15 protein-coding genes are annotated in these 17,407 nt (G+C 72.9%); 10 read left to right on the forward strand and 5 right to left on the reverse strand.

Annotated elements, in window-relative coordinates; all coding sequences use genetic code 11:
• Positions 1–60: 60 nt before the first annotated feature.
• Complete coding sequence (locus WMF19_RS09180) at positions 61–276, forward strand: addiction module protein (protein ID WP_437898741.1); 216 nt, start codon at positions 61–63, stop codon at positions 274–276.
• Entirely contained in the window at positions 273–566 is a 294-nt protein-coding gene (locus WMF19_RS09185; protein WP_437898742.1) for a type II toxin-antitoxin system RelE/ParE family toxin, read from the forward strand. The genes WMF19_RS09180 and WMF19_RS09185 overlap by 4 nt, the downstream gene beginning before the upstream one ends.
• Before the next feature lie 58 nt (positions 567–624).
• On the opposite strand, the gene WMF19_RS09190 is transcribed toward WMF19_RS09185, so the two are convergent.
• The 4 genes from WMF19_RS09190 to WMF19_RS09205 all read right to left on the reverse strand — a co-directional run bounded on the left by WMF19_RS09190 (position 625) and on the right by WMF19_RS09205 (position 5,747).
• The gene (locus WMF19_RS09190) at positions 625–1,065 is read right to left on the reverse strand and encodes a hypothetical protein (RefSeq protein ID WP_437898743.1); all 441 of its coding nucleotides are present in this window, start codon (positions 1,063–1,065) and stop codon (positions 625–627) included.
• A gap of 403 nt (positions 1,066–1,468) precedes the next feature.
• Positions 1,469–1,720 carry a hypothetical protein gene (locus WMF19_RS09195; protein ID WP_437898744.1) on the reverse strand — a complete coding sequence of 84 codons (252 nt, stop codon included), beginning with the start codon at positions 1,718–1,720 and terminating at the stop codon, positions 1,469–1,471.
• A gap of 45 nt (positions 1,721–1,765) precedes the next feature.
• Complete coding sequence (locus WMF19_RS09200) at positions 1,766–4,552, reverse strand: CHAT domain-containing protein (RefSeq protein WP_437898745.1); 2,787 nt, start codon at positions 4,550–4,552, stop codon at positions 1,766–1,768.
• Between the two features lie 82 nt (positions 4,553–4,634).
• Complete coding sequence (locus WMF19_RS09205) at positions 4,635–5,747, reverse strand: VWA domain-containing protein (protein WP_437898746.1); 1,113 nt, start codon at positions 5,745–5,747, stop codon at positions 4,635–4,637.
• A 363-nt stretch (positions 5,748–6,110) separates the two neighbouring features.
• Here WMF19_RS09205 and WMF19_RS09210 point away from each other — a divergent pair, with 363 nt between their 5' ends.
• From WMF19_RS09210 to WMF19_RS09245, 8 genes are all read left to right on the forward strand, one after another.
• A complete protein-coding gene (locus tag WMF19_RS09210; protein ID WP_437898747.1) occupies positions 6,111–6,650 on the forward strand; it encodes a response regulator in 540 nt (179 codons plus the stop codon).
• Positions 6,650–8,914 (forward strand): chemotaxis protein CheA, encoded by a 2,265-nt coding sequence (locus WMF19_RS09215; RefSeq protein ID WP_272101285.1) that lies wholly within the window; start codon positions 6,650–6,652, stop codon positions 8,912–8,914. Before WMF19_RS09210 ends, WMF19_RS09215 begins: the two co-directional genes overlap by 1 nt.
• Positions 8,907–9,443 (forward strand): chemotaxis protein CheW, encoded by a 537-nt coding sequence (locus WMF19_RS09220; protein ID WP_012234230.1) that lies wholly within the window; start codon positions 8,907–8,909, stop codon positions 9,441–9,443. Before WMF19_RS09215 ends, WMF19_RS09220 begins: the two co-directional genes overlap by 8 nt.
• A gap of 56 nt (positions 9,444–9,499) precedes the next feature.
• Positions 9,500–9,991, forward strand: a complete 492-nt coding sequence (locus tag WMF19_RS09225) for a chemotaxis protein CheW (RefSeq protein WP_012234231.1) — start codon at positions 9,500–9,502, stop codon at positions 9,989–9,991.
• Positions 9,988–12,105, forward strand: a complete 2,118-nt coding sequence (locus WMF19_RS09230) for a HEAT repeat domain-containing protein (protein ID WP_437898748.1) — start codon at positions 9,988–9,990, stop codon at positions 12,103–12,105. Before WMF19_RS09225 ends, WMF19_RS09230 begins: the two co-directional genes overlap by 4 nt.
• Complete coding sequence (locus WMF19_RS09235; RefSeq protein WP_437898749.1) at positions 12,102–13,028, forward strand: CheR family methyltransferase; 927 nt, start codon at positions 12,102–12,104, stop codon at positions 13,026–13,028. The genes WMF19_RS09230 and WMF19_RS09235 overlap by 4 nt, the downstream gene beginning before the upstream one ends.
• 93 nt (positions 13,029–13,121) lie before the next feature.
• Positions 13,122–14,204 carry a chemotaxis-specific protein-glutamate methyltransferase CheB gene (cheB, locus tag WMF19_RS09240; protein WP_272101288.1) on the forward strand — a complete coding sequence of 361 codons (1,083 nt, stop codon included), beginning with the start codon at positions 13,122–13,124 and terminating at the stop codon, positions 14,202–14,204.
• A 116-nt stretch (positions 14,205–14,320) separates the two neighbouring features.
• Entirely contained in the window at positions 14,321–16,972 is a 2,652-nt protein-coding gene (locus tag WMF19_RS09245; protein ID WP_437898750.1) for a transglycosylase SLT domain-containing protein, read from the forward strand.
• A 50-nt stretch (positions 16,973–17,022) separates the two neighbouring features.
• Here the strand turns inward: WMF19_RS09245 and WMF19_RS09250 are convergent, their stop codons facing one another.
• The gene (locus WMF19_RS09250; protein ID WP_437898751.1) at positions 17,023–17,388 is read right to left on the reverse strand and encodes a cupin domain-containing protein; all 366 of its coding nucleotides are present in this window, start codon (positions 17,386–17,388) and stop codon (positions 17,023–17,025) included.
• Positions 17,389–17,407 lie beyond the last annotated feature (19 nt).

The raw sequence follows: 17,407 nt of genomic DNA on the forward strand, positions 1-17,407 counted from the left end.
GACGCCCGCCCAGGCTCGCGTGCGCTGGCGTTGCCGGCCCCTCTGGCGCAGGATACGCCCATGGGCAAGCCCGCGCTCGACCTCTCCAAGCTCACCGCAGACGAGAAGCTGTCTCTGATCGATGATCTTTGGCGAAGCCTTTCTTCGGACGACCTGCCTCTGAGCTCCGAGCTCCGCGCTGAGCTTGACCGCCGGCTTGATCGCCTCGATCTCGAAGGCCCCATCGGTGTCCCCTGGGAGGACGTCCGTGCCGAGATGACCACCGACGAGCCGTGAGCCGCGTTGTCTTCCTCGTCGAAGCTCGCGCCGAAGCCCTCGAGACCTTCCGCTGGTACGAGGAGCAGCGGTCTGGGCTTGGCGCCGTCTTCCGGCGAGAGCTGGAGGACGCCATCAAGCGCATTCGGAGCGCACCGCTCGCGTACCCGCCGCTGTACCGAGACGTCCGGCGCGTACTCGTCGAGCGTTTCCCGTACGCGGTCTTCTACCGGATCCTGCCCGCCGCCATCGTGGTTGTTGGAGTGATTCACGGCCGCCGACATCCTCGCGAGTGGAAGCGCCGCGCGTGAGCGAATTCCGGAATGGCAGCCACGCATCCAACGAAATAGCGCCGGCGCGTCGGCGCGCTCACCACGAGAAGCGCAACGTGACCTCATCCGCGTCTGGCTCGTCGAACGACCAGCCAGTCTGGGTCGCGTCGACCTGCTTGCCGGTCACCTGCTCCAGCGCACGGCCGGCGAAACCGACGCACAGCGGTCCGAGGTGCTCGAACCCTGCGACCTCGGTCACGCGCAGCGTCACCTCGTTCCGCTCGATCTGCGAGGAGTCCACCCGCAGCGTCCCGCCGACCATATCCTGCGCCCAGAAGTCGGGGAACTTCCGGAGGAAGAGCCGAGCGTTCATCCCCCTGAGAAGCAGCTTCATCAAGGTGTTCGCTTCCTTCTCGAAGACCGTCCGGCCGCACCGCACGACGTCCAGGTAGCTCTGCGATGGCTCGTTGTGGACCTGGACGATGCCGCGCAGCACCTCGACGTAGTAGGCGCGAGGGTACCACGCCGCGCCGGACATGGTGGCCAGCGCCCTCCTGAGATCCTGAGAGAGCCCGTGACGAACCCGGCGGACCCCAGCCTCGTCACACAGCACGTCCGAGTAGGCTGCTGCATTGAGTATCAGAGAGCCCCGGGTCATCGGTTCTTGCATACATGCGCTCTCGTGACAGACCTCGCTGACACAGCAGAAGAAGAGATCAAAGGGTAGCCTCCGTCAAGGCGGCTTGACCCGACGAGGAGCGGCCTGCCTCGATCCTCCAAGCTCGTGATGCGATAGGAAGACGAGCCCGAATTCTCTCCTCGCCAGGATCGAGGCGGAGCGCCGGCAGCTCGTCGGGGAGGTGCGTGCGTCGAGCCCGCGCGTCATCGGCCTGTTGCGCGGCCTTCCGCCGGAGGTGGCGGCGCGGCTCGACGAGGGATGATCACTTCGCCGGCTTGGTGGCCGCCGCGCCCGGGGTGTAGTGCACGATGATGCCGCGGTCCTTGTTGCACTTCTGGACCTTCTCGTCCCACACGCAGCCCTCCGGGCAGGGCTGCACGCCGGGATCTCCCGTGGGGCAGATCTCGGCCTCGCCCTCCTTCGCGGCGGGCTGCTCGGGCGCCTGCGCGCCTCCGCAGGCAGAGAGCATCCAGGCCAGGACGGGGAGCACCAGAACGATCGCCGATCGACGCATGCAGACCTCCACGAGCCCGCGATGGGTGGGCTCCGGCGTTGACGTCTACCAATTCCCAGGCCTGCGGGGCCAGCGCTTCCGCGCGACAAGGACGAGCGCCGCGGCGAGCGCCGCGAGCGCGGGCGGAGCGCTCGGGCCGCCCTCGCCGGCCGCGCAGGCGCACCCGCGCGGGCTTTCTGCCACGCGCGGGAAGGCCGGCGCGACCTGCCTGCCGTCGAGTGCGGCGCCCTCGCCCGAGGTGATGAAGCCGGCCCACGCGTGCGGGTGCGGGCGCTCACGCCGGATCTCGAGCTGCGCCGACCGCAGCGCCTCGCTGCGCCCTCCGCCGCGCGCGAGCGCCGCGTAGTACGACGTCATGAGATCCCGCGTCGCCATGTCGCCGACCTTCCACAGGCTCATCACCTGCGTCTCCGCCCCGGCGAGGAGCAGCGCGCGGCGGAGCCCGTAGACCCCGTCGCCGCGCGGGACCTCGCCGAGGCCGGTCTCGCAGGCCGAGAGCACGACGAGCTGGGTCCCGTGGAGGTCCAGCGAGGAGATCTCGAGCGCGGTCAGGATGCCATCGTCCTCGTCCGAGCTGCTCCGCCGCGCGTTGGCCCCGGCCAGCGCCAGGCCCGAGCGCAGGAGCGGGTTCTCGCTCCAGGCGGGGCCCTCGATCTCGGCGCCGCGGGTGCTCGCCGGATCCGCCGGGGAGCCCTGGTCCGGGAGGAAGAAGCCGTGCGTCGCGATGTGAAGCACGCGCGGCCGCTGCGCCCGCTTGAGGGCCTCCTCGGTGGCCGACGGGCCGGTCAGGACCGTCGCGCTGGCCAGCGCGCTCCGCACCGCCTCCGCCTCGCGCTCCGTGCCCGGCAGGGGCGGGAAGCGCGCCCCGGCCAGCTCGGCGGAGCGCAGGCCGCGCGTGGCGCCGTCGTCCGGCGCGAGCTCCGAGAGGCTGCCGAACGCGGGATCGGCGATGACCAGCACGCCTCCACGCGGCGCCGCGGCCTGTGGCGCCGCGGCGCCCGCGGTGCGCAGCAGATCGCGCCCGCTGGTCAAATAGGTGAACGAGGCGCGCTCGATGAGATAGCCGCCGTCCTCGTCGACGAGCGCGGCGAACGGCACGAGGTTCAGCGCGCCGTCCGGGCTCAGGAGGATCCAGCGCGCCGCGCCGAGGGCGGCCCGGATCGGCTGCATCACGAGCGCATCGAGGTGACGCGCGCGCTCCCGGGGGTCTCGCTCCGGGTTCGAGAGGTCCCGCGAGAGCTCCGCGGCGGCCGCGTCGATGGCGGCGGCGTCGCCGAGATCCACCCCCGTGACGTCCCCGCGCCGCCCGACGACATAGGCCGCGTAGCGAGGCTTGCCCCACGTCGGCCTCACCGGCGGCCCGAACGGGTCGTGGGGCCGGTACTGGACGATCTCGACGAGCGCCGCCCCGTCGGGGATCGCCGCCTGCACGCCCTCGACGGTGATCGGCGGCTCCTTCGCGTCCGCCGGGCGCGCGGCGCACGTCCGCGCGGCCAGCCGGAACTCGAGCCGCTGGCGCTCGGCCTCGAGCTGCTGCACCTCGCGCTGGTGCTCCTCGGCGGGGATGTCGATCGGGCCGCGCGTGATCGCGGCGGACAGCTTCGCGTCGAGCTGCGTGAGGGCGCCGAGGAGCGCCCGGCCCTCGGCGTCGAGGTCGCGCCGCAGCGACGCGAAGCTCTCGGCGATGGCGTCGAGCGCGAGCCCCTTGCGCCGGAGGATCGACCGCAGGGCGAGCCGCGCCGCGGCCTGGTCGCGCGGGGCACCCTGGAGGTGCAGCGAGAGGGTCGCGTCGGTGTCGCGCTGGACGAGGCCCATGACCAGGCGCTTCTGCCGCTCGGAGCCCCTCGCCAGGTTGGCCCGGGCGCTCCGGTCCTGGAGGCCGGCGGCCCGCTCGCGCGTCCGCACGGCGACGGCGGTCCGGCCCTGCGCGACGTACAGGTTCGCGAGGTGCCCCAGCGCGCGGACGATGGCCGGGTGATCCGGCGCGAAGAGCCGCTCGCGGATCACCAGCGCCTGGAGGAGCAGCGCCTCCGCCGCGGGATCGCCCTTGCGGGTGAAGAGCACGCCGAGCTCCTCCAGCAGATCGGCGCGCACAGCGCTCTGCGCCGGGAGCGCGGGCTCGAGCCGCGGGCGCAGGTCGAGGAGGCGCCGCTCGGCCTCCTCGACCTGCCCGCGCCGCAAGCAGAGCTGCGCGGCGCGCAGATCCGGGATCGCGTAGGCCCACCCCGAGCCGCCGTTGGCCTCTTTGAGGATCGCGCGCATCCTGTCGAGCGCCTCCGCGAAGGAGCGCAGCGCGCGTCGCTCCAGGTACAGCCGCGCGAGCGAGTCGACGGCATAGAACTCGCCCCAGCCCTGGAGGAGCGGCTGGGCTCGCTTCAGGAGCTCCTCGGCGCTCTGGAGGTCCCCGAGGTCGATGTAGACGTTGGCGAGCCGGGCATAGAGCATCCCTTCGTCGTTGAAGGAGGGCTGCTCGCGCGTCAGGCCCCGCACCAGCAGCGCTTCGGCGCGCGCGTAGTCGCCGTAGCCGAGGTAGAAATGCGCGAGATCGTTGTCGAGCTCGGAGGTGTCCTCCAGCAGCGCAAAGTACCTGTCGGCGAGGGCAGCGCTCTCGGCCAGATCGTCCCTCTCCACGGCCGCTCTCCAGCGCTGGCGGGCCGCGGAGAGGTCCTCGCTCGCCTGCTCGGCGGGGCTCGGCTGCGCCGCGATCGGCGCGGGCCGGGCTGCCGAGACGAGCGCCGCCACCGCGAGCGAGAGGAGCCGCGCGCGGCGGCGGGCGCCGCGCGCGGGGCGGAGGGGCGGCATCGCGGAGCAGGGGAACGCTTTGCTGCGCATCAGCTGATCGAGCAGGCCCGCCGCGGGGCGCGGCGAGCCGCTGGGACGGCGTCGCGGCCGCCTCGCGCGGCCGCGGCGCGCCTCACTTCGCTTCGACCTTCACGTTGGCGTTCGCCTTGAAGCTCGCCTTCGCGCCCGCTCCGCCGCCGCCGCCGTCGTCGCCCGCGGGCGCGGTCGCCTTCAGATCGAACGACGGCGGGGTGTTGGGATCGCACTCCGGCGGCGGCCCGAACCCGTCGGCGTTGAACTTCCACGCGAGCGACCCCGAGGCCGACGGATCCTTCCGGATCGCCTTGATCTCCACCTCGTGCTCCCCCGCGCGCGCCGGCGTGCAGTACGAGAGCAGGTAGAAGCGCTTCATGTGCGCCTCGATCTTCGCCGCGATCTTGTCGAACGACTCCTTGACCTTCGCCTGGTCCGCCGCGAGCTCGGTCCCGTCGCGCCCGATCTCGTCGAGCCGCGCCTTCTCGATCTCGGCGCCGACGCCGACGACGAAGATCTGGTAGTTCTCGTAGTCTTCCTTCTTGAGCTCGTTCAGCATGTCCTCGCGGCTCACGCGGTTCGCGCGATCGGTGCCGTCCGAGAAGACGACGAGCGTGCCGAACTTGAGGGGGCGCCGGTCCTTGTCGAGCTGCTTCTTGAGCTCCCGGATGCCCTCGACCACGCCGCCGTGGAGGTTCGTCGACGTGTCCTTCGGCTTGTAGCTCCGGAGGCCCTCGAGCCCACCCTGGACCGAGCCCTGCGCCTCGGTGAACGGCACCACCGAGTGGATTTTTACCTCGCCGTCGAACGCATAGACGCCGACCTTCTGGCTCTTGCCGACCCGATCGCTGAACGACTGCGCGGCGTCGACGAGGGCGTCGGCCTGACCCGACTCGGTGATGCTGCCGCTCATGTCGACGAGCAGCATCGTGTACATGACCGCCGCGACCTCGGGGTTCTGGATGGTCTGCTTGCTCTCGAACTTCGAGACGAGGTCACCGTCCTCGTAGATCTCGAAGTCCTCGGCCGTGAGGCCGCCCACCGGCTCGTCCTCGCCGGCATCGACGCTGAAGAACACCCAGACGTTGTTCGGCTTCTTCTGGGCGGAGTTGATCCGGGTCACCCGCAGCCCGCCGCCGCACGCCACGCTCGACAGGGCGAACAGGGCGGCGAGCAGGATCCGGAACGCTGGAGAACAAAGGAGGATTTTCACGCGCGCGATTAGCGCGCATCGGACGCCGCGATGTCAATTCGCTGCCGCAGGTGGCCCTCCCCCCGCGGCCGCCTCGCCGGGCGGGCACGGCCGCACGGCCGCGCCGGCGGAGGCGGCCCCACACCCCCGAGGCGCTGGCGGCGCGGCGCTGGGCGGCCCCGCTCGGCCGCGCCGCCAGCGCGGCCTCGCCAGACGCGCCGCCCGCGCGGCCGCCTCGCCGATCGTGCAGGGAGGCGCTCGCGCTGGTTTACTCCGGGAGGGAGACCGCCGTACATAGCCCCGCGCGTCGAAAACCGCGCGCGTCGCCTCCGGGCGCTCAGCGAGTTGGTCTCCCCGGGCCGATTTCCGTTACCCTGTCGCCGCATGGCACGCATCCTGATCGTCGAGGACTCGCCGGCAATGCGAGCGTACATCCGCTCGACGCTGGAGGACCGCGTGCTGGGGCTCGCGGGCGACGTCGACATCGTGGAGGCCGTGAACGGCTTCGACGCGCTCCGGCTCCTGCCGCGCGGCGCGTTCGACCTCGTGATCACCGACATCAACATGCCCGACATCAACGGGCTCGAGGTGATCCGCTTCGTCCGGCAGAGCGACCGCTACCGGCACGTCGCGATCCTCATCATCTCCACGCAGGCGACCGAGCGAGACATCCAGCGCGGGCTCCGCCTCGGCGCCGACCGCTTCCTCCCGAAGCCGTTCACGCCCGAGGCCCTGCGCGACGCCGTGGTCGCGAGCCTCGACGCGCGGGCCGAGGCGCCGCAGGCCGGCGCCTCGCCGTCCGACGGCGCCGCCGGCGTCGACGAGCGCGCGGCCGCGCCCTCTCCGCGCGCAGAGGCCCCCCACGCGGAGGAGCCCGCGGCCCGCACCAAGCAGCCCGGCTCCGGCGAGGGAGGCGGCGGCTGATGGTCGACAGCGGCGATCGGGCGCGCGAAGAGTTCTTCTCGGAAGCGCAGGAGATCGTCGAGGGGCTCGGGCGCGACCTCCTCGCGCTCGACGAGGCGGTGCGGACCAACAAGGTCGACCCCGACGTCATCAACGACGTCTTCCGCGCCGTGCACACCCTGAAGGGGCTCGCCGGGCTCTTCGGCGCGACCCGGATGGCCACCCTCTCGCACGAGCTCGAGGAGCTGCTCGACAACCTCCGCCTCGGGCGCATCGAGATCAACGCGTCGGTCCTCGACCTCCTGTTCCGCAGCGTCGAGCTCTACGGGCGCATCCTCCAGAACGAGAAGGACGGGCGCGACGCGCCGATGCCCGAGGTCGACGACCTCCTGCGCCAGCTGCACCAGGACGCGGGCCCGAGCGCGGCCGGCCTCCCCGACGACAACTACGACCTCGATCCGGGGCTGCTCTCCGTGCTCACCGAGTACGAGGAGCACCGGCTGCGCACGAACATCGCGAGCGGGATGACCCTGTTCCGGCTCCGCGTGCAGTTCCACCTCGCCACGATCGATCAGGCCCTCGACGACCTGAAGATCACCGCGAAGCCGTACGGCGAGATCATCACCTACCTGCCGACCGGCGCGGGCGCGGACCAGGACTCGATCGAGCTCGACATCCTGATGGCCTCGCGCGCGCCGCTCGAGGAGCTCCAGCGCGCGCTGCACCAGGCGGGCGCCGCCGTCGAGGAGATCCCGCGGCGCAACAACAACGGCCACGGCCGGGTCGCCCCGCCGGGCATGCCGTCGATGTCCGCGGCGCTGCGGGGCGGCGCGCCGACCGGCGTGTCGCGGGCCGTCGACCTGACCGGCTCGATGTCGGCGGCGAGCCCGCCGTCGAGCGCGCGCGGCAACCGCAAGGGGGAGCTCAGCTCGATCCGCTCCGTCGCGCAGACGGTGCGGGTCGACATCCACAAGCTCGACCGGCTGATGAACATCGTCGGCGAGCTCGCCCTCGTCCGCTCCGCGCTCGGCCGCCTCGTCGAGCGGCTCCGCGCGGCGCCCACCGAGCGCGAGCTCTCCCTCGACCTCCACAGGCTCCAGCGCACGTTCGACCGGCACCTCGCCCAGATGCAGGCGGGCATCCTCGAGGTCCGGATGGTGCCGCTCGGGCAGGTCTTCGACAAGCTCGCGCGCGTCGTCCGCCAGATCAGCCGCGACGCCGACAAGCTCGTGAACCTCGTCATCACGGGCGCCGAGACCGAGGTCGACAAGCTCATCGTCGAGGAGCTCAGCGACCCGCTCATGCACATGATGCGCAACGCCATCGACCACGGCATCGAGTCGAAGAGCATGCGCGAGGCGGTGGGCAAGCCGGCGGTCGGCACGATCGCGCTGAACGCCTTCCAGAAGGGCAACCACGTCGTCATCGAGATCGAGGACGACGGCAAGGGCATCGACGTCGACAAGCTGCTCGACGCCGCCCTGCGCCGCGGCGTCATGACGCCGGAGGACGCGCGGACGACGAGCTACCGCGAGGTGCTGAACCTCATCTTCCAGCCGGGCATCTCGACCAAGACCGACGTCAGCGAGCTCTCGGGGCGCGGCGTCGGGATGGACGTCGTGAAGACGAACATCAGCAAGCTCGGCGGCGTCATCGACGTGCACAGCGAGCCCGGCATCGGCACCAAGATGACGGTCACGCTGCCGATCACGCTCGCGATCATCAGCGCGCTCATCGTCCGGGTCGCCGACAGGCTGTTCGCGATCCCGCTGACCAACGTGCAGGAGGCGGTCGCGCTCGACGAGGCCACGGTGCGCCAGATCGACGGCCGCGAGATGATCACGCTGCGCAACAGCACGCTCCAGCTCTGCTACCTGGCGCGGCTCTTCGGCCTGAACGAGGAGGAGGAGCTCAGCGCGCGCATCGCCGGCCTGCTCGGCGGCGCGCGCGGCGGCTCGGCGGCGCGCGCCGCGGTGGGCGGCGGGCGCCGGGGCGACGGGGGCCGGGCGACGCTCGGGCTCCAGGGGGGCAACAAGCGCAAGTACATCGTCGTGGCGTCGGTCGGCGCGCGCAGGCTGGGCCTCGTCGTGAGCACGCTCATCGGGCAGCAGGACGTCGTGATCAAGGCGCTCGGCCCGTCGCTCTCCTCGGTGCGCGGCTTCTCCGGCGCCACCGAGCTCGGCGACCAGCGCATCGCGCTCGTCCTCGACGCCCCGGCGCTCATCGAGGAGATCCTCCACGGCGGGGACCGGCAGCGCAACGATCCGCGGAGCACCCATGGCTAACCTCACCCGAAGGCCCGCCCGGATACCGGTCTCGAAGCGGAACTCGCGCGCGCAGGCGAGCGGCCCGCGGACCGAGTACCTCGCGTTCACGCTCGCGGGCGACACCTACGCCGCGCCCGTCTCGCTCGTGCGCGAGATCCTGAAGCCGCCCCCGCTCACCCCGGTGCCGCGCGCGCCGGACTCGACGATGGGCATCGTCAGCGTGCGCGGGCAGCTCGTCACCGTCATCGATCTGCGGCGGAGGATGCGGCTGCACGAGAGCGCCGCGCAGCGGCGGGCGCGCATCCTGCTCGTCGACGCGGCGAACGGCGAGACGCTCGGCCTCTTCGTCGACGAGGTCCAGCAGGTCTACCGGCTCGCCGACGCCGAGATCGAGCACGCCGCGACGGCGCTCGGGGGAGACGTGGCGGGCTACATCGCCGGCATCGCCCGGCCCATGCACGGGGCGAGCGCGTCGGATGGCACCCAGGGCGAGGCGCAGCCGCGCGTCATCATCCTGCTCGACCTGCAGGCCATACTCGCGTCCTAAGGGACGATTCGTCCGCGCCCGGGCGGCTCGTAGAGCCCGGGCGCTCGGAGGCTCAGATGCCGTTGACTGGAGAGCGCAGCCGTCCCGACCCACAGAAGAGCCTCGTCGGCTTTGTGGTCGGCGACGTCCACTACGCGATCGACATCACGCGGGTCCGCGAAATCGTGAACCCGCTCGAGGTGACCACGCTGCCGCACACGCCCCCCGAGGTCGCCGGCGTCGCGAACCACCGCGGCGAGGTGGTGCCGGTCATCGAGCTCCGCGTGCGCTTCGGGCTGCCCCCGGTCGATCCGACCCGCAGCACCAAGTGGATCCTCGTCGACGTGGGGACGCACACGGTGGGGCTCGTCGTCGACGCGGTGACGGAGGTCTTCGGGACGAGCGGCGATTACCGGCCGACGCCGCCGGTGGGCGGCAGCAGCGATCTGCGCGGCATCACGGGGGTGACGACCCACGACGAGCGGATGATCTTCGTGCTCGACGTCGGGCGCTTCATCGAGCTCGCGCTCGCGCTCGCCGCGTCGGGCGCCCTCCTGGAGGCCCCGTGAGCCGCGCGTTCGACGATCTCGGCCCGTTCGAGGGCCCGCGCGCGGGCGACGCGGGCTCCTGGCCGGCCGAGCCCGAGTCCATCTCGCCCAGCGCGCGGAGCACGCCGATGCCGATCGCGGCCATCGCCGCGGCGCTCTCCGCGGACGACGCCGAGGAGCGCCGCCAGGCGGCCGCGCGGCTCGGCAGGGCCGACGTCGTCGAGGCGTTGCCGCTCCTGCTCCGCGCGCTCGGGGATCCCGACTGGCGCGTCCGCAAGGAGGCGACCTACGCCTGCCACCGGCTGATCCAGGCCGCGCCGACCTCCGCGTCGGCGCAGGCCGCCGAGGGGGAGCGGCCGGCCTCGCCCGGCGCCGGCGCCGAGGGGGAGCGGCCGTCCGCCCCGCAGCTCCTCGTCGCGGCGCTCCTCGACGCGCTCCAGAAGAGCGAGGACGTCGGCCTCAGGAACGCGGCCATCGAGGTGCTCGGCTACTGCGGGCGCGACGCCACGCCGGCGCTCGTCGACGCGCTCGGCGCGCTCGCGGGGGACGAGCGCAAGCTCGTCGTCGACGCGCTCGGCCGCACGCGCGACCCGGCGGCGCTCGACCCGCTCTACGCGGCGCTCGCCGAGCAGGACGACAACCTGCGCCAGAGCGCGATCGAGGCGATCGCCGGGATGGGGCTCATCGCGCGCGAGCGGGTGACGGACATCCTGTACGAGCGGCTCGCCGATCGGGATCGCTTCGTGCGACTGACCGCGCTGAACGGGCTGAACGGGCTCGAGGCGCCCGTGCCGTGGCGGGTGCTCTCGTCGCTCATCGACGACCCGATCCTCCGGCCGGCGGCGCTGGTCGCCGCGGCGCTCGCGGAGAGCCCGGAGGCGCCGCGGGCGCTCTGCGGGGCGCTCGCGACGGCGCGGGGCGGCGCGTTCGCGCAGCTCGTCCGGGCGCTCGCGCGGCTCGCCGAGGGGCCGCTCGCGCCGCACGCGGTGGACGCGCTCCGGGCGGCGCCGCCCGAGGTGGGCGCCCGCCTCGTGCAGGCCGCCGGCGCCGCGCCGGGCTCGGGCGGCGCGGAGCCCCCGTCGTGGCGCGGCCTCGGCGCGGATCCGGTGAGCGGGCGCGCCCAGGCGCTCTTGCTCGCGGCGATGGCGCGCGCCCCGGGCGCGGCCGACGCCGCCGTGCAGGCCATGATCGAGCCCGCGCTCGTCGAGACGGCGCAGCGCGCGCTGGGGCTGCTCGGCGCGGAGGCGCTGCCCTCGGTGCTGTCCTACCTCGAGCGCCACATCGATCCCGACCCGGATCTCTGGGAGGGCGTCGACGACGCGACGGCCGCGCTCCTCGACGGCGCCGTGGCGATCGCGGAGCAGGGCGCGCGCGAGGGCGCGCTTTCGGGCGAGCAGCCCGCCGTCGAGGCGACGCTCGCCGAGCTGCTCGGCGCGGTGCGGCGGTCGGTCCGGAGCCCCTCGACGCTCGTGGCGACCAGCGCGCTCTACGGGCTCGCGAAGATCGGGGCCGCCGTCGACTTCCCGCTCGTCGTCTCGCAGACGCGCGCGATCTCGCTGCCGGTGGCGCGCGCGGCGGAGAGCGCGCTCGCGGGGCTCACGGAGCGCTACCCCGCGACGGCGCGCGAGCTCGCGCGCGGGCTCGCGCTGGCGGAGGACACCCACCTCGCGGCGGCGATCGTGATCGAGGCGCTCGGCGACGCGGAGCCGGAGGAGATCGCGTTCCTCACGAGCGTCGCGTCGGTGGGGGACGTGCGCGCGCGCCGGGCGGCCGTGACCGCGATCGCGGCGGCGGCGGGCGTCTCCGCGCTCGACGTGCTGAGCGTCTCCTTGGCCGACGAGGAGCGCGAGGTCCGGCTCGCCGCGGCGCGCGCGCTGGGCCGCCTGTACGCGTCGCTCGCGGACCGCGCGAGCGACGAGCGGGCGCGCGCGCGCGAGCTGCTCGGGCTGGTGCGCGCGTCGGGGGAGCCCGATCTCGTCGCGGCCGCGGCGCAGGGGGGCGCGCCGTTCCGCTCGGATCCTCCCTGGGGCGACGCCGCGGAGCGGCTGAGCGCGCCCGTGGCCGTCGACGGCGGTGAGGGCGCGGCGTCCCCCTCGGGGACGGCCGGCGGGCCGCCGTCGGGGAAGGTGCTGTGAACCGGCGGCGGGACGACGAGATCCGCCTCTTGCCTGACGAGTTCCAGAGGCTGCGCGACCTGTTCAACAAGCACTGCGGGCTCCAGTTCGGGCCCGAGGCGCGCACGTCGATGGAGCGCCGGCTCCGCGAGCGGGTCGTCGAGCTCGGGCTCTCGTCGTTCGCGCAGTACCACGAGTACCTGCGCTTCCACAGCCGCGGGCGCGCCGAGCTCGACGAGGCGCTCGAGCTCATCACGGTCAACGAGACATATTTCTTCCGCGAGGACTACCAGCTGCGCGCGCTCATGACCGAGCTCGTGCCCATGATCGTCAAGGCGGGGGGCGCCAGGGGCCGGCTGTCCATCTGGAGCGCGGGCTGCTCGACGGGCGAGGAGGTCTACTCGATCGCGATCGCCGCGCGGGAGTCGGGCGCCGCGGAGCGCCGCGAGGTCCGCATCTTCGGCAGCGACATCTCCCGCCGCTGCGTGATCGCGGCGCGCAGGGGGGTGTACGGCGCCTCGTCGTTCCGCGCGACGCCGCCCGAGCTCAAGCGGCGCTACTTCGTGGAGCGCCCGGACGGGTTCCACGTGGCGGACGAGCTGCGGACGCTCTGCCAGTTCGGCCACCTGAACCTGCTCGACTCGTCGCGCGCGGCGGTGGTCGGGCGCGTGGACGTCATCTTTTGCCGCAACGTCCTCATCTATCTGGACGAGGATTCGCGGCGCCGCGTGATCGACATCTTCTACGAGCGCCTCTCGTCCTGCGGCTTCCTCCTGCTGGGCCACTCCGAGTCGCTCCTCAACGTCACGACCGCGTTCGAGCTCGTGCACCTTCGGGAGGATCTCGTGTATCGCAAGCCGGCGGCCACGCTGCGTCTGGGGATCCCGGAGATCTCGCCCGATCGGGGCGGCCCGGACCGGGGCGGCGGGGAGGAGGGCGGATGAGGTGCCGACGAAGTCGAGGCTGCGCAGGCGACGGTTGGTCCCATGGCGCTCCGGGTGGGGTAGAATGAACCTCCGGCGGAAGGTTTTGCGCTCATGACATTCGCTCCCCTGCGCGTGCTCGTCGTCGACGACTCCGCGTACAACCGGCGCAACATCGCCGAGATCTTGAGCGGAAGCGACGAGATCGAGGTCGTGGGCAAGGCCGGTGACGGCGACGACGCGCTCCGTCAGGCCGCGCAGCTCCGGCCGGACGCGATCACGCTGGATCTCGAGATGCCGCGCATGGACGGCTTCACCTTCCTGCGCATCCTGATGGCGAGGCAGCCGACGCCCGTCATCATCGTCTCGAGCTACAGCCACAAGGAGAACGTCTTCAAGGCGCTCGAGCTGGGCGCCGTCGACTTCGTGGCGAAGCCGGACCGGCAGTTCACGGCGGACGCGCAGATCCGGCGGGAGATCATCCAGAAGGTCCTGCTGGTGCGCTACCTCCGCCCCCGGTCGCCGATGCCGGCTGCGCCGGCCCCGGCGCGGGCGGCGCAGCCCGCGTCGCCGCGCGCGGTGCAGGAGTCGTCGCGGCTCGGCGTCTCGCTGCGCCACCTCGTGGCGGTCGGCTCGTCGACGGGCGGGCCCACGGCGCTCCTCGAGATCTTCAACCGGATCCCGGATCGCTTCCCCGGCGCGATCTTCATCGCGCAGCACATGCCGGACAAGTTCACCCGCACGTTCGCGGAGCGGCTCGATCGGAAGGGCGGCCTCCGGGTGGTCGAGGCGCAGAACGGCGAGCAGGTGGTGGCCCGCAAGGCCTATGTGTGCCCGGGTAGGATGTGCATGGAGATCGCGGTGACGCCGGGCAGCGGGGTCGGGTTGAGCGGCGACATCCGGATCCGGGTGGGGGCGCCGGCGCCCGGGGATCGGTACGTTCCGAGCGCGGACCGGCTGTTCCGGAGCGTGGCGCAGGTGGGCGGCAGCCGCGCGGTGGGCATCATCCTGACGGGGATGGGCGACGACGGGGTGAACGGCGCGCGGGCGGTGCGCGCGGCCGGGGGCACGGTGGTGGCCGAGAGCGAGGATTCCGCGGTGGTCTACGGCATGCCCGGGGCCGCGGTGCGGGCCGGGGTCGTGAACGAGAGCCTGCCTTTCACGGCGATCGGCGATTTCATCGCGCTGCTTTCCTAAGGTGAGCTGGGTTTCAGCGGGCAGCCAAAGTTGACCCCTCGGGCGCATCGTGAGACAGGTCGGTCCCTGACATGCGGATCCGACGCGCCGCACGCAGGCTTGTATGTCTTGGCTGGTTGGCCGCCCTCTCGGGCGTCGCTTTCGACGGCCTTGCGGCGCCTCCTTCGGAGGTAGCGGCGCCTGCGGCCGGTTCGAAGGCGGAGCCCGCGAAGGCCGACGCGAAGAAGGCGGAGCCGGCGAAGGCCGACGCGAAGAAGGCGGAGCCGGCGAAGGCCGACGCGGCGAAAGCTGAGCCCGCGAAGGCGGAGCCGGCAAAGGCCGACGCGGCGAAGGCGGAGCCGGCGAAGGCGGAGCCCGCGAAAGCTGAGCCCGCGAAGGCCGACGCGAAGAAGGATGGGTCGGCCGAGGGCAAGGCGGAGCCGGCCAAGGTCGACGCGAAGAAGGATGGGTCGGCCGAGGGCAAGGCGGAGAAGCCTGCGCCGGTCAGGGTGGCGGCCGTGTCTGGCGGGAAGGGCGGCGCGAAGAGCGCGGCCAAGACGCCGGCGAAGGCCGCTGGGCGATCGAAGGCGTCGACGAAGAAGGGTGCGGCGAAGAGCACGCGCAAGCCGGGGGAGCCCGGCGTGCCCGACGAGGCGGCGCGGCGGGTCATCGCGGGCACCGCGACGCCGGCGGGGACGAGCACCGGCGAGTCGCCCGAGCTCCGCACGCTGCGCGCGATCGACCTGGCGCTCTTCCCCGGCGCGGCCCCGAGCGCCGGGCCCGCGTGGCCGGTCGACGGCACGCTCCTGCTCGGCGCGGGCGAGCCGCGCCTCGAGGTCTCCGGCCTGCCGCCTGCAGGCCTGCCCGCCCCGCCGGCGGAGGCGGCGGAGACCCGCGACATCTCCTGGCTGCGCCAGCTCGATCTGCCCGAGGTCCCGGTCCGCTGGGACGGCCGGGTGGTGCGCTACCTCGAGTACTACAAGGACGACCCGCGCGGCCGCTCCGCCGTGGTCACGTGGATCAAGAAGAGCGGCCGCTACGGCGCCGCCATCCGCCGCATCCTCCGCGAGCAGGGGCTCCCGGAGGATCTCCTCTGGCTCTCGCTCGTCGAGAGCGGCTTCGACCCGACCATCCAGTCCCCGGCCGGCGCGGCCGGCCTCTGGCAGTTCATGCCGGAGGGGGCGCGCATCTACGGCCTCACCGTCGACCGCTGGGTCGACGAGCGCCTGGATCCAGAGCGATCCACCCTGGCGGCGGCGCGGTACCTCTCGGATCTCCGGCGGCGTTTCGGCGGCTGGGAGCTCGCGTTCGCGGCGTACAACATGGGGTACGGGGGGCTGCTCGCGTCGATCCGGAAGTACAACACGAACGACTTCTGGGAGCTGTCGCGGCTCGAGGCGGGGATGCCGCTCGAGACGGCGCTCTATGTGCCGAAGATCCTCGCGATCGCGATCGTGGCGCGGAACCCGTCGGTGTTCGGCTGCGACGACGTGGAGCTCGATCCGGCGGTGACGTTCGACAAGATCTCGCTCGGCTCCGGGGTGTCGCTGCAGGCGGTGGCGGCGGCGTCGGGCGCGGGGGCGCCGGAGATCGAGGCGCTCAACCCGCAGCTCGTCGCGAAGCGCACGCCGCCGTCGCCGGTGGAAGCGAAGGAGCAGGCGCGCTGGGAGGTCCGGGTGCCCGCGGGGGCGGGGGCGCGTGCGGCGAAGTCGATGCCGAAGCTCCTGGAGCGCGAGCCGAAGCTGGAGCGCTACCTCGTCCGCTGGGGCGAGTCGCTCGACGACATCGCGACGTTCCGGCGGACGACGCGGTGGACGCTGCAGACGTTGAACGGCCTGCGCCCTGGCGAGCCGGTGCGCCCCGGGGCGCTGCTGTTCGTCCCGGCGGCGGAGGGCGTCGGGGCGGCGGCGGCCGAGCACCTGCTCGCGAGCGGCGCGCCGCTGTCGTCGGAGGGGAAGCCGGTCGTGGTGGTCCCGGCGCAGCGCTTCTCCTATGAGGGGCGCCGGCGGGTGTTCTATCGGGTGGTCGCGGGCGACGCGCTGCGGGATCTGGCGGCGGTGCTCTCGGTGACGCCCGACGAGATCTGCCGCTGGAACACGCTGGCGCCCGGGGCGTCGCTCCATGAGGGGATGACGCTCCAGCTGTTCGTCCCGAGGTCGCAGCGCAACGACGGCGTGTTCTTGCTCGACGAGGGCGACGCGCGCGTCATGGAGGTCGGCTCGGAGGAGTTCTTCGCGCACTTCGAGGGGCTGAAGGGGCGGAAGCGCATCGAGATCGCGGTGCGGGAGGGGGATTCGTTCAGCAAGCTGGCGAGCCGGTACGGCCTCAGCGTCGGCAGCCTGGAGCGGATCAACCAGCGCTCGAGGCGGAGCCCGCTGATGCCCGGGGATCGGCTGGTGGTGTACGTGCCGACCTCGCATCCGGACGACCCGACGCCGGTCGAGCCGCGCGAGGAGGAGGTCCGCGTGGCGTCGGCGCCGGCCGCGGGCGCGGTGGACGACGGCGACAAGGCGGCGGCCGAGCCGGTGAAGCCGGCGGTGCTCGTGACGCCCGTCGAGGTGGGCGCGGGCGAGGGGAAGCCCGGCGGCGCCGGGACGGCGGGCGCGGGCGACCTGGCCGGAGCGACGCCGGAGGAGAAGAAGGCCGCCGAGGGCGAGAAGAAGCCGGCGGCGGGCGGAGCGGACGACAAGAAGCCGGCGGGGCGTGCCGCCGCGGAGCAGCCGGCGGGGCGCGCCAAGGGAGCGCAGGACAAGGAGAAGCCCGCGTCCGGCGCTGGCACCGCGCTGTGACGTCTGGGTGAGCTCGGGCTTCCGGGGGGCGAGACCCCCGCGTCGCTGTCTCAGGTCTTGCCAGAGGGCGTCGCCCCGGTCTCGTCTCGCCCGTGGACGCCAGCGGGCGGGCTCGTCGCCTCCACGGCGGTGAACGGTTCGATGATCTTGTAGGAGTGCGACGCCCCTCTGGGGACCGTCCAGGAGTCGCCCGGCTCGAGGCGCACCATTTGCCCCTCGATGAGCAGCTCGGCCCGTCCAGCGATGACGAACCCCACGGTCTCGTAATCCCGCGCGGTCGGCTGTTTGGCGTCGCCTGGCGGCTCGCGTTCCCAGAGTCGCATCGAGACCTGGATCCCGGAGGCCAGGTATTTTTGTCCCATCTGGCCTTTCGGAGAGCGGCCGGAGGAGACCTTCATGATGGTTGTGTCGCTCATGTGCGCCTCGCTTTCCTCC

It is taken from the genome of Sorangium sp. So ce124 (assembly GCF_051525235.1).
Classification (GTDB): domain Bacteria; phylum Myxococcota_A; class Polyangia; order Polyangiales; family Polyangiaceae; genus Sorangium; species Sorangium atrum.